Below are 13,069 nucleotides of genomic sequence, written 5' to 3'. Positions count from 1 at the left end.
CTCCTTTGGAGAGGATTTAGGTGAGGCTGATTGTCAAACGTTTATCATACTTGTATGCAATTATCTGCCTAACGTCAGTTGTTAATCTACATCAATTTTTTTTCAGATTTATTGTAGCAATTTTGCAGCCGGAAACGATAATGTAATCATGAAACTTCTATCACACATCATATCACTTACACTGCCTGATACTACACCATTGCAAGTATCAGCGCTTTTAAACTTAGGTTTAACTTATGTACAACAGGGCTTCAACAAGGTTTTTCATAAAGAGCAAAAAAATGAAAATCCTTGTGCACAATTGCAACCTTGTATGTAAGCAGCATTAAATTAAAGTAACAGGGTCTATACATGCAATTTATCTATAAATTTGCGGCATGGATCAGCTATCAGCTGCGGGTAAATCAAAAATGCGGATTGCCAACAGTGTATTCTTCTTTGTTTCGGGCTTCGGTTACTCTTCGTGGGCCTCGCGTATTCCATCTATAAAACATCAGCTTAATTTAAATGAAGCCCAGTTAGGGGTTGTGTTGTTTGCCATGCCTGTCGGCCTGATGCTTACTATGCCTTTAACTGCCAAAATGATCAAGCATTTCAGTAGCCGTGTAATGATGCTGATAGGAGCATTGGCATTTAGCCTGGTGCTTTGTTTGCCCGGCTTTGCGGCGTATATGTGGCAGTTAATTGTTGTTTTATTTTTTATAGGTTCTACACGTAATATATTGGGTTTGTCTATGAATTCACAGGCTGTGGGGATTCAGGCTTTGTATGATAAATCCATTATGGTAACTTTTCATGGCATCTGGAGCCTGGCCGGTTTTGGCGGGGCGGCTGTGGGGTATGTAATGGTGTTATTTAATGTGGCGCCATCATACCACTTGTTATTTGTTGGTATTGCAATGCTTATCCTGTCGGCAATATTTTATCCATCAACTTATGATTATCAGCCTGCCGAAACACCTGATAAATCGGTATTTTCCATGCCTGATAAGCACTTGCTTAAATTCTCTTTGATCTGTTTTGCTTCAATGGCTTGCGAAAATACTTTGTATGACTGGAGCGGAGTTTACTTTGAAAAAGTTGTACATGCTTCCAAATCATTTGCTGAGGCTGGTTTTGTAGTTTACATGGTCACCATGACCATCGGGCGTTTCGCCGGCGATAGAGTAGTATCAGCCATTGGCATTAAAAAAGTTTTAACCTATAGCAGCGGGCTGGTTTTTGCGGGACTGTTAGTCTCGGTGTTTTTGCCATATACATTAACCGTTTATTTAGGCTATGCAATGATAGGTATGGGCGTATCATGTATTGTGCCGCTGATATTTAGCATGGCTGGTAAATCAAAAACAATGAATAGCAGCCAGGCATTGGCTGCTATATCAACGGTAGGCTACCTGGGTTTTGTTATCATACCGCCAATAGTAGGTTTTATTGCTCAGATCGCCAACCTGCAAATAGCTTTCTTTGTTGTTGCGGCTTTTGCCGCCATGATGATATGGATGGTAAGGAAAATTGAAGACGAGCCTGCGGTATCATAGTTTTGTCAAATAAGTAGCTAACTATAACTGTCCACTCTGTTTTAGCTTATAATTGTAACATCAAATCAGCCGGTTTGATATTACATCTGCAAAAAATGAGCGCAAACATTACCGAAACCAACATACAGCCGTCAACCGAATTATTTATCAAGATGGTAGTTTCCAATTGGGAGCTTCAAAACAGCCGCCTGAACGGTTTGCTTGACAAACTGACCGATGAAGCCCTCGCTACAGAAACGGCTCCGGGTCGCAATACCGGCGTTTACCTGCTGGGCCACCTTACTGCTGTGAGCGACGGAATGTTTACCTACTTAGGTTTGGGCGAAAGACTTTACCCTCAGCTTGATCAAATATTTGTTAAAAGCCCCGAGAATGCCGGTTTGGAGAAACCTTCATTGGTCGAGCTAAAACAATATTGGGCTAATGTAAATGAGGTTTTAACCGAACGAATGAACGCTATGCAGCCCGAAGATTGGTTTAAGCCACACAGCGCAATCTCGCAGGAGGATTTTGAAAAAGAGCCGCACCGTAACAGACTGAATATCCTGATTAATCGTACTATACACCAGGGCTATCATATTGGGCAATTGGTTTACCTGGTAAAAAAATAAGCATTTGCCGACCGGATTTTGCTCAAACGGTTTAATCCGTGACAATTGGATGAAACGTTTTTGACAAAGGGATGGTAAATAATCCTCAAAACCCTTATACTTTTGCTTAACACTGTTAAATGATTTAATAGTGTAATCAAAATGGCAAGTAAAGAACGAATACAGCGCTTAAAAGAGGAAACCAGGGTCAATATCTTGGATGCCGCGCTCCACATAGTTAAGCATGAAGGCTGGCAAGCTTTAAGCATGCGAAAAATTGCTGACGTAATTGAGTATACCGCCCCTATTATATATGAATACTTTGCAAATAAGGATGCCATACTAATGGAACTTACCCGCAAAGGTTACCTGATATTGGCTAAGGATATGGAGGTAGCAAAAGAAAACTACCTGCATCCCGAAGAGCAACTGGAAGCCATGTGGCTTGCATACTGGAATTTTGCTTTTGATAATAAAGAACTTTACCAGGTTATGTTTGGCGTACAGATGAACTGTTGCTGTGAGGTGGTAAAAGCGATGCCCGAAGCTCAGCGTTTCACAACCATGATCAGTGAGGCGATTATGCAGGTTATGCATATTAAGGATATCAACGACGAAATGATCTGTACCAAATATTATACCTTTTGGTCGGTTGTACACGGGTTAGTATCCATCAACTTACTAAGCAGAGGTTTCTCTGACGAAGTTAACCGCCAGGTTTTGAAAGATACCATAGGCGGTATCATCAGGTCGATGAAAGACGCTGTTCTTTTGTGACCTGAAAAAAACACTGTTAAATTATCTTACAGTGTTAAGTAACTGTTAAGCACTTTTTAAAACAAACTCTTAATACAATGGAAAAGCTCACTCACAACCCACACAATCTATTTAACAGTGTTAAACGATTTAACGGTGTTGTAACATCTAATTTATGCGACTGCTGTAATTAGCGTACATCGTTTCGGTATATCGTCATGAAAAATCGTGAAAATAACGATATAAGGCATTGGAAATTAAATTCTATAATTTATAAATAATTGATATTCAGTTAAATGAATAACTGGCATCTCAATTGAAAAATGATCGGCAATAATAAAACAATGAAAACAATCAAATCATCATATAACACAAGCCCAACGGCTTATTCTAACCCTATCCATTCACCACTCTTAAAATCATCACTCATGAAAACACTCCTTTTAGCAGCAGTTGCAGCTTTAACATTATATGGATGTTCATCTGCACCGCAGGCTCCAACAGCACCACCGCCGCCGGCATTACCGGTTGCCTCAATTGCATCAGGTACCGAAACAACTTTCCAGGAATATCCTGCTTCAATTGAAGGTACTGTTAACGTAGAGATCAGGCCACAGGTAAGTGGCACTTTAGATAAAGTATTTGTTGACGAAGGTGCTTACGTATCTGCTGGTCAACCAATATTTAAAATTAACGAACAACCATACCGCGCAGCTTTAAATAATGCATTGGCAAGCTTACATGCTGCCGAAGCAGCACAGGTAAACGCGCAACTGGAAGTTGAAAAACTAACCCCGCTTGTTGCAAACAAAGTAGTTTCTGATTATCAGTTAAAAACTGCTAAAGCAGCATCTGATGTAGCCAAAGCCAATATCGAATCGGCAAAAGCTAATGTTGCTACCGCGCAGATTAACTTAGGCTACACTTTAATAAAAGCGCCTGTTAGCGGCTATATCGGCCTGCTTGCGAAGAAACAAGGTAGCCTTGTTGCTCCGGCAGATGTTGCTCCATTAACTCAACTATCAGACGTACATGACGTACACGTTTACTTTTCATTGGGCGAAAAGGATTTCGTAGCTTTTAAAGAACAATATCCGGGTGCCAGCCTGAAAGATAAATTGAAAAATGTTCCTTCAGTATCATTATTACTTGCTGATAACACCGAATATGCTAAACAAGGTAAAATTGACATCGTTGACGGCCAGTTTGATAAAAACACCGGTGCTATCACCTTAAGGGCAAATTTCTCAAATCCTGATGGTCTTTTACGTTCGGGCAATACCGGTAAGATCCGCTTAAGCCTGAGCCATAAAGATGCTTTGATCGTGCCGGAATCGGCAACTGTTGAAATGCAGGACAAAGTATTCGTATTTATCGTGGGCGATAGCAGCAAAGTTAAAAAACAAGCTATCGACATCGTTGGTAAATCGGGCGATCACTACCTGGTTAAAGATAAAGAGGCTATTAAAGCCGGCGACCAGATCGTGTTAGAGGGCATCGATAAACTACAGGAAGGCATGGTGATTCAGCCTCAAAAACAGGCTGATAAAGTAGCCGCTGTAGTTAAACACTAATACATACACTTAAACTTTAAAGTCATGTTTCAGAAATTTATAGAAAGACCGGTACTCTCAACTGTTATCTCCATTTTGTTGGTGATAGTGGGTGTGCTTGGTTTAACAAAATTGCCCTTAGAGCGGTTTCCTAATATTGCCCCTCCGTCGGTATTAGTATCTGCTGTGTATCCGGGCGCCAATGCGGAAACTATTTTACGTTCCGTTACCCCTTCGTTAGAAGAAGCCATTAACGGTGTGGAAAATATGACCTATATGACTTCTACCGCCAGTAATGACGGTACATTAGGTATCACCGTTTACTTTAAACAAGGCACCAACCCCGATCAGGCAGCGGTAAACGTTCAAAACCGTGTTTCACAGGCGTCAAGTCAGTTGCCTGCCGAGGTTTTGCAATATGGTATAACAACTACCAAACAGCAAAACAGCTTTATCGGTGCCATGGCAATCTACTCTGAAGATCCTAAAAAATACGATCAAACCTTTGTAGCCAACTATGCCCAGATCAATATCGTTCCGGAAATTAAACGTATTCCGGGTGTAGGTTCTGCCAGTATTTTTGGTGGTATTAAGGATTACTCGATGCGTGTTTGGTTGAATCCAACCCAAATGGCAGCTTACAATGTTACACCTGCCGAAGTAACCGCCGCTATACAGGACAAAAATCTTGAAGCAGCACCAGGTAAATTTGGCGAGCGCAGCAACGAAGCATTTGAGTACGTAATTAAATATAAAGGTAAACTTACCAAACCAGAGGAGTATCAGAATATTGCTATCCGCGCTAACGCAGATGGTTCTGTATTGCGTTTGAAAGACGTAGCGCGTGTTGAGTTGGGTGCTTATTCATATAATAGTGTAAGTAACCTCAATGGCCACGACGGTATTATTATTGGTATTATCCAATTATCAGGTTCAAACGCTAATGAAATTCAAATTGCGATTGATAACCTGATGGTGAAATTATCTAAAGATTTCCCTGTTGGTATTAAATACAATCAGTTCTATCGTACCAAAACCGATCTTGATGAGTCTATCAACCAGGTTGAGCATACATTAGTAGAAGCCTTTATATTGGTGTTCCTGGTAGTATTCGTGTTCCTTCAGGATTTCAGGTCTACATTGATTCCGGCGATAGCAGTTCCTGTTGCTATTATCGGTACGTTCTTCTTCATGAACCTGTTCGGTTTCTCAGTTAACCTGTTAACGTTATTCGCGTTGGTATTGGCCATCGGTATTGTGGTGGATGATGCCATTGTGGTGGTGGAGGCGGTGCACGCCAAGATGGAACATAATCCAAGCTTGACACCTAAAGCTGCAACCACCGAAGCGATGCACGAAATTACTGGTGCCATTATATCTATTACGCTGGTTATGGCCGCGGTATTTTTACCGGTGAGCTTCATGACAGGCTCAACAGGTATCTTCTACCGGCAGTTTGCGTTAACTATGGCCATTTCCATTATTATATCGGCTGTTAACGCATTAACCTTGAGCCCTGCCCTTGCTGCTTTATTCTTAAAGAATAAACACAGCGAAAATGGTCATGACGCCCCTAAGCAAAGTTTTGTAGATAAATTTTATGCAGGCTTTAACGGCGGCTTTAATTATATGACCAACAGGTATGTTGGAGGCTTGAAAGTTCTGATCCGTAATAAATGGATCAGTATGGCCGGCCTTGCCTTAGTAGTTGTTGCCACAGTTTATATGGTAAACAAAACTAAAACAGGCTTTATCCCAACAGAAGACCAGGGCTTTGTGGCCATCGCTGTAAATACACCATCAGGTACTTCATTAAGTGGTACCAACAAGGTATTTAAACAAGCCGAAGATCAGCTTAAAACATTGCCATCAGCAAGGTTCGTTACTGCACTGTCAGGTTTTAACTTCCTTACCCAATCAAGCAGTCCATCAGCAGGTGTTATCTTCCTGTTGTTAAAACCTACTGAAGAAAGGGGTGAGGTTAAGAATATTGACGCTATCCAGAACATTGTAAGAGGTAAATTGGGCGGAATACCGGGCGGTACCTTCTTCGTGTTCAGTTTCCCAACCGTTCCTGGTTTCAGTAACGTTGAGGCGCTCGACGTAATGCTTCAGGATAAAACCAATGGCAGGCTGGATAAATTTAGCGGTGTTGCCAATAACTTTATCATGAAGCTGATGCAAAAACCGGCTGTTGCTTTTGCCTTTACTTCATACAAGGCTGATTATCCTCAATTACAATTAGAGGTTGATGACGAAAAAGCTAACCAGTTGGGTGTAAGTGTTAAAGACATCCTTTCAACCATGCAGGCATATTTTGGTACCGCACAGGCATCAGACTTTAACCGCTTTGGTAAATACTACCGTGTGGTAGTTCAGGCTGATATTGCCGACAGAACAGATCCATCTGCAATTGATCGTGTGTTTGTTAAAAACAAATCGGGCGAAAACGTACCGATCAATACCCTGGTTAAATTAACCCGTGTATATGGTTCAGAAACTGCCTCACGTTACAATCTGTTCAACTCTATCGAAATTAATGCCATTCCTAAACCAGGCTACAGCTCTGGTGATGCCATCAAGGCGATAGAGGAAACTGCTAAAGAGCAATTGCCTCAAGGTTTTGCTTATGAATTTACCGGTCAAACCCGTGAAGAGATCGCTTCAGGTGGTCAGTCAACCGTGATCTTCCTGTTATGTTTGGTATTCGTGTACTTCCTGTTATCAGCACAGTATGAAAGTTACATCCTGCCATTGGCAGTAATACTTTCAATACCTACAGGTTTATTCGGGGTATTCATCGTGTTAGGCTTAACCGGTATTGAAAATAACATCTATGTACAGGTTGCGCTGATCATGCTCATCGGCTTGTTGGCTAAGAACGCCATCCTGATCGTAGAGTTTGCGGTGCAACGGCGAAGGGCAGGGCACGGGCTGGTTCAGTCGGCTATTGAAGCCGCACAGCTTCGTATCCGTCCAATCATCATGACCTCAATGGCATTCGTATTCGGTCTGTTCCCGATGAGTATTGCTACCGGCCCATCTGCTCAGGGTAACCACTCTATCAGTATTGGTGCAGCAGGCGGGATGGTTTCAGGTGTATTGTTAGGTTTGTTCATCATACCTGTACTATACGTGATATTCCAGGGATTGCAGGAACGCATTAGTGGCAAACCAGTTGCCCCAACCAATGGCACAGCACATGGTAAAGATGCGATTGTGCTTGAGAGTGAATATTCAGCTTAATCAATCAAACATCAACTAAAAGTATCGCAGGCTTTTAAACTTGCGATACTTTAAAAAAGATATAACAATGAAAAATATAATAGGCAGCTTGGCTTTAGCACTGGTGGTGCTTGCAGGCTGTAAAGTTTCAAAAGATGTTGCTACGCCAAAGGACGCGCAACCTGAAGCCTTCAGGAACGCGGTTACTACCGGTGATACCAGCAGTATTGCAGACTTGCAATGGAAAAACTTTTTTACCGATGCTGCTCTTCAAAAATTGATTGACAGTGCTATCGAAAGAAACTATGACATGCAGGTTGCGGTTAAAAATATCGAAGCTGCTCAGTTACAGTTTAAACAGGTTAAATGGAACTACGCACCTACTTTAGGTTTAAACGTTACCGCAAGTACTAACCGTCCGTCGGACAATAGCATCAATGGTTTAAGCATTAAACAATATGGCATCGGCACTAAGCATATTGAAGATTATAACGCCAATCTTTCGCTTTCATGGGAAGCAGACATCTGGGGCAAAATTCGCAGTCAAAACCGTGAAGCTTTAGCTCAATACCTGCAAACTAACGAAGCAAAAAGGGCTATTCAAACCAACATCGTATCAAGCGTTTCACAAGGTTATTATAATCTGTTGATGCTTGACGAACAGCTGAATATTGCAAAGAAAAACGTAAAACTAAACGATAGTACTTTGCGCATCATCAAATTGCAATACGATGCCGGCCAGGTTACCCTTTTAGGTGTACAACAGGCACAAGCTCAGTTAGAAGCAGCTGCACAATTGGTTCCGCAATTTGAGCGTGATATCAATGTTCAGGAAAACGGTCTGAGTATATTAGCAGGCAGGTTACCTAATGCAATTGAGCGCAACGTTACCCTTAATGACATTAGCTTCCCGGAAACCCTTTCAACAGGTGTGCCATCAGCAATGGTAAGCCGCAGACCTGATGTAAGGAGCTCTGAACTGGCTTTGAACATTGCTAACGCGAGGGTTGGTATTGCCAAGGCACAACTTTACCCGTCGTTAACTATTACCGGCCAGGGTGGTTTAAACTCATTTAAATCAAGCAACTGGTTTAATATTCCGGCTTCATTGTTTGGTACAGTTGCTGGTGGCATTGCCCAGCCTTTGTTACAACACAAACAATTGCGTACCCAATACGAAGTTGCCAAAGTTGATCGTGAAAAAACAGTTATCCAATTCCGCCAGTCTGTATTAAATGCAGTAGGTGAGGTGTCTGACGCATTAGTAAGACTTCAAAAACTGAAAGAGCAACAAGCTATCGCCGCAAACCGTGTTAAAACGTTGCAACAGGCTACCTCTAATGCCAGCATGTTGTTTAAAAATGGGCTTGCTACCTATCTTGAAGTGATTACTGCACAAGGTAATGTATTGCAGGGCGAACTTGAATTAGCCTCAATTAAAATGGCACAGCTTAGCGCCAATGCCGAGCTTTACCGCTCATTAGGCGGCGGCTGGAAATAATCTTTATCTACCCCTATGAAAAACGGAAACGGCCGATCGGAAACCCTGATCGGCCGTTTTGCATCTTATGTGTAATGCTTTTCCCGGGACCTATTGTGCCACCACTTTTTAACCGATGTCATATATTCATTTATAATAATCAGTAAAATAGGCAGTAGTAAACCTGCCAGGAAGGCGAAAATATATACGAAAAATGATTTGGAGATCATTGATTCCCGCATGTTCGACTTGTAAGTTATCGTAAGTTGCGGCCCGGTATTCTGTGCGCCGGCTCCGTATAACAGCCTGTTGTATTGTTGTCGTTTACTCTTTATTATGGCATTTATTTGGGCGATAGAATCATTTAATTGCAGTGCTATAAACGACGCTATTGATTTTGAATTTTTTGGTGGCCCGACATCTTCTGGCGACTCAATGTCATCGGCAGGAGCGGCATCTTTTGGTTGCTCAACAACCTTTGGTTGATGGGTGACTCTAACTTGGTGGGCATCCCTGATTTTTTGTTCTTTTTGCGTTATACTGCTAACGAGCGCATCTTTTACAGAATTGATTTCGAGCTTGAAAGCGTAAACGCTTGCATCTGCATTGTCCGAATCTTGCTGTACCCGTTGCTTATTAAGCTGAGCTTTATTGAAATCCTGAATGAGCGCTCCGATGCGGTTATCGCCGCCTTGATAATTATCTGGTATGATAACAAAAGCGTCGTTAGGTTTCAATGCATATGATTTAATGGAATTAAGTGTATTTAAGTCGGTTCTTTCTTTTTCAGTTAACGCTGTTTGCACTGTTACAGTTACCGGTGCAAGTACCGGCTTCGTCTTTGGCTTTGGCAATCGTCTTGGCTTTTTGATGTTATTCAGTATGTCTTGCTGTTCGCGATAATTATCAGCCAATACTTTATAATATGCTATACTGTCGATTAATTTAGCAAGCAGTGACCTATTGATAGCCGTCGGTTGGGCAGGTGAAGCTGGTTTGGCATATTGAGCATTAATAACTTCTACAAGCTTATTCAAAAAATCCTGTCCCTTCTGGGCATTATCCGCATCTAAATTCAGTTCAAAACTGTTGCTGCTCAAAACTTTTGCAGCTAAACTTTTACTGAAATTTTCAATTAAGTTGGCAGTGGGAGTAAGCTTTACTGTCAGCGGTGGTTGTATTGGTTTAAATGCAGGACCTTTTATTATGGTATAATTTAAAAATCCATATTCAACCGGGTGGTACAAAGGCACATCTGTGAGTACATTATTTTGATCGATCCTGCAAACGCTGCCATTAATTAAATTGATGGTGATTTCAACAGGAGAAGCATAGCTGCTTCCCTTTCCCAAAATAAATTTAATGGGTAACGAATCTCCATAGAGCTCTGTTGTTGTAAAAGCACCCTTGTGGTAATAGCTTATCTGAAATCCTAACGCGTTTACTGCTTTTGCTATCGTGCTTTCAGAGCGTAACTCATTAATTGCAATTATTGGTAATTGCCAGTCGTCGGATACGGCTACCTCCGTCCTCACTTTATATTTAGGAGATAAAAAAAGCAAATACACTGAAGCCGCTATAACGCAAATTACCAGTGAGGTAATAATTAAATATTTGTTGCGGTATGACAAGCCTAAAATATTCCTTCCCTTATCTCTCCCCTGAGCGTCGTTCATAGAATATAATGATTGTGTCGGTAGTAAACTGTTGTAAGTTAGTGATTTGTAATATTATAGCGAGGGCGCGTTTACACCTTGTTTCTTCGCAATGTGTTAATTTCCTTGATTTTCCTGGTGCTTCACACACTATTATGGTTAAATTTCACACCCTTGCCTCAAAAATTGTAAAGAGAATTGCACAGTTTATTAAATACATTTGATCGGTGGTTTTATTACAAATTGAAGTGTTTGTTAAACATGGTCATTTGTTATCCGCTTGCCGGCGATAGGGCAAAGGCTTGCTTAATTTGAGATTTAAACACTTTGTTACAAACAAATTACCCTGTTTTTAAAAGAAAATTCATATCATAGCAGCCCAAAATGATTTAAGCTCTTTTTAATGAAAATTAAATTCGTACTTGTACTTCTTTTGTTTTGCGGCTCGCTTAAGGCGCAAAATATCAATATAATCCCTCAGCCTAAGTCTGTTATTAACGGCACAGGGCAGTTCTCTTTTAGTAATCATAGTACTGTTGGTGTAAACGATGCCTCATTATTGCCAATAGCCCGCTATTTTCAAAAACAGGTAAGCCAGTCGGCTGGTTTTACGCTTGCTGTTGACAATAAGGATGCAGGCAGCGTTATTCATTTGCTTTTAACCAATGGCGACCCTACTGCCGGGGCCTATTCTTTAAAAATTGTTGCTAATGAAATCACTATATCTTCAAGCAATCGCGATGGGGTATTTTATGGCGTAGTTTCTTTACTGCAGATGATCAAAGATCAGCCCCGCGGAGAAAGCATTAACCTGGCGACTTTAACTATCACTGATACTCCGCGTTATCAATGGCGTGGATTGATGCTTGACGAATCGCGCCATTTTTTCGGGATGGAAAAGGTTAAGCAGATCCTTGACTGGATGGCTTACTATAAGCTGAATAAATTTCACTGGCATTTAACAGATGCGCAAGGCTGGCGTTTGGAGATAAAAAAATATCCTAAACTAACATTAGTTGGGGGAGTAGGCAACTACAGCGATTCAGTAGCCGATCCGCAATATTATACCCAGGCACAGATCAAAGAGATCATTACTTATGCTGCCGAAAGGTTTATAACTGTGATCCCTGAAATTGATATGCCGGGCCATGCTACTGCCGCCAACAAAGCATATCCACAGTTTAGTGGTGGCAGTGTTGAAGGCTATCCTAATTTTACGTTTAACCCCGCAATCGATAGCACTTACCAGTTTCTTGGTAATATCATTAAGGAAACCAGTGCGTTATTCCCTTCTAAAATGATCCATTTAGGTGGCGATGAGGTTGCTTTGGGTGTTAAGGCCTGGTCGCTTAATCCTTCAATTGCCAGCTTTATGCAAAAGAATAATTTTGCTGATGTGGGTGAATTGGAGCGTTATTTCTTTAAACGCGTGGCTGATACTGCTATCAATGCGGGTGACAAAGTATTGGCATGGGACGAAGCAACAGGTACAAACCTGCCTGCTGATAAAACCATTATTTTTTGGTGGAGACAGAATTTGCCGGGACAGCTGCATTTGGCGGTTCAAAAAGGTTACCAGGTGGTACTTTGCCCACGCTTACCAATGTACTTTGATTTTGTGCAGGATGCCGATCATATCTCCGGCCGGAGGTGGAAAGGGGTATATAATACGGTGGGTAGCGTTTATGGTTTCCCTGAAAAACAACTACAAAACAACGAGGACTTACAGTCAAAACAGATCATAGGTGTACAGGCCAACATCTGGACAGAAATGATAGGGTCTGAAAAACGTCTTGATTTTATGCTGTTCCCGCGTATTGCCGGTTTAGCAGAAGCCGGTTGGACAGCACCCGAATTGAAAGACGAGGAGGCATTTAACAACCGCTTAAAAGCAAGTATCAAGATTTACGATGCGGCCAATATCTATTATTTCAATCCATTCGATAAATTTTTCCATGACGAAGCCATTGACTTTGGCCCTAAGATCAGGAGGATGCCTAAGCCTGAGAATGTAGATTATGGTGACGAAGACAGGCCGACACGCAAGCACAGACATGGCCGTTCGTCTAAAAAAGAACATTCTTCCAAACATTCGTCCAAGCATTCATCATCTTCGTCAAAACATTCATCTTCGAAGAAATCGTCATCTTCTAAAAAGTCGTCATCATCTGGCAGCAGCCATAAGTCATCGCACAAAAAGAAGAAGTAGTTTTAAGAACTATTAGAGTCTCTATTGTAATAGACTATTTAAACACGAGGCACCTACGGAGCC

General features: G+C 41.4%; 8 protein-coding genes. 7 read left to right on the top strand and 1 reads right to left on the bottom strand.

All coding sequences use genetic code 11. From position 1 onward, the window contains the following. Nucleotides 1–377: 377 nt before the first annotated feature. From BMX50_RS10570 to BMX50_RS10545, 6 genes are all read left to right on the top strand, one after another. Nucleotides 378–1,538 (top strand): MFS transporter, encoded by a 1,161-nt coding sequence (locus tag BMX50_RS10570; RefSeq protein ID WP_091210493.1) that lies wholly within the window; start codon nt 378–380, stop codon nt 1,536–1,538. 95 nt (nt 1,539–1,633) lie between these two features. Next, on the top strand, nt 1,634–2,149 hold the full coding sequence (locus BMX50_RS10565) for a DinB family protein (protein WP_091210492.1): 516 nt from the start codon (nt 1,634–1,636) through the stop codon (nt 2,147–2,149). A 141-nt stretch (nt 2,150–2,290) separates the two neighbouring features. After that, on the top strand, nt 2,291–2,905 hold the full coding sequence (locus tag BMX50_RS10560; protein WP_091210491.1) for a TetR/AcrR family transcriptional regulator: 615 nt from the start codon (nt 2,291–2,293) through the stop codon (nt 2,903–2,905). 323 nt (nt 2,906–3,228) lie between these two features. Continuing rightward, nucleotides 3,229–4,458 carry an efflux RND transporter periplasmic adaptor subunit gene (locus BMX50_RS10555; RefSeq protein WP_317040872.1) on the top strand — a complete coding sequence of 410 codons (1,230 nt, stop codon included), beginning with the start codon at nt 3,229–3,231 and terminating at the stop codon, nt 4,456–4,458. A 24-nt stretch (nt 4,459–4,482) separates the two neighbouring features. Continuing rightward, complete coding sequence (locus BMX50_RS10550) at nt 4,483–7,683, top strand: efflux RND transporter permease subunit (RefSeq protein WP_208864683.1); 3,201 nt, start codon at nt 4,483–4,485, stop codon at nt 7,681–7,683. A gap of 67 nt (nt 7,684–7,750) precedes the next feature. Then, a complete protein-coding gene (locus BMX50_RS10545) occupies nt 7,751–9,163 on the top strand; it encodes an efflux transporter outer membrane subunit (RefSeq protein WP_091210490.1) in 1,413 nt (470 codons plus the stop codon). A gap of 65 nt (nt 9,164–9,228) precedes the next feature. Here BMX50_RS10545 and BMX50_RS10540 read toward each other — a convergent pair whose 3' ends face one another. Next, entirely contained in the window at nt 9,229–10,818 is a 1,590-nt protein-coding gene (locus BMX50_RS10540; protein ID WP_091210489.1) for a hypothetical protein, read from the bottom strand. Between the two features lie 382 nt (nt 10,819–11,200). Between BMX50_RS10540 and BMX50_RS10535 the strand changes: the two genes are divergently transcribed. After that, on the top strand, nt 11,201–13,006 hold the full coding sequence (locus BMX50_RS10535) for a beta-N-acetylhexosaminidase (RefSeq protein ID WP_091210488.1): 1,806 nt from the start codon (nt 11,201–11,203) through the stop codon (nt 13,004–13,006). Nucleotides 13,007–13,069 lie beyond the last annotated feature (63 nt).

The organism is Mucilaginibacter gossypiicola, assembly GCF_900110105.1.
Classification (GTDB): Bacteria; Bacteroidota; Bacteroidia; order Sphingobacteriales; family Sphingobacteriaceae; genus Mucilaginibacter; species Mucilaginibacter gossypiicola.
Note: the sequence above shows the minus strand (reverse complement) of the source record. Positions and strands in the feature narration are given on the sequence as shown.

Coding starts and splice junctions, on each gene's coding strand:
- BMX50_RS10570 (WP_091210493.1), top strand. CDS start 378: ATGGATCAGCTATCAGCTGCGGGTAAATCAAAAATGCGGATTGCCAAC.
- BMX50_RS10565 (WP_091210492.1), top strand. CDS start 1,634: ATGAGCGCAAACATTACCGAAACCAACATACAGCCGTCAACCGAATTA.
- BMX50_RS10560 (WP_091210491.1), top strand. CDS start 2,291: ATGGCAAGTAAAGAACGAATACAGCGCTTAAAAGAGGAAACCAGGGTC.
- BMX50_RS10555 (WP_317040872.1), top strand. CDS start 3,229: ATGAAAACAATCAAATCATCATATAACACAAGCCCAACGGCTTATTCT.
- BMX50_RS10550 (WP_208864683.1), top strand. CDS start 4,483: ATGTTTCAGAAATTTATAGAAAGACCGGTACTCTCAACTGTTATCTCC.
- BMX50_RS10545 (WP_091210490.1), top strand. CDS start 7,751: ATGAAAAATATAATAGGCAGCTTGGCTTTAGCACTGGTGGTGCTTGCA.
- BMX50_RS10540 (WP_091210489.1), bottom strand. CDS start 10,818: ATGAACGACGCTCAGGGGAGAGATAAGGGAAGGAATATTTTAGGCTTG.
- BMX50_RS10535 (WP_091210488.1), top strand. CDS start 11,201: ATGAAAATTAAATTCGTACTTGTACTTCTTTTGTTTTGCGGCTCGCTT.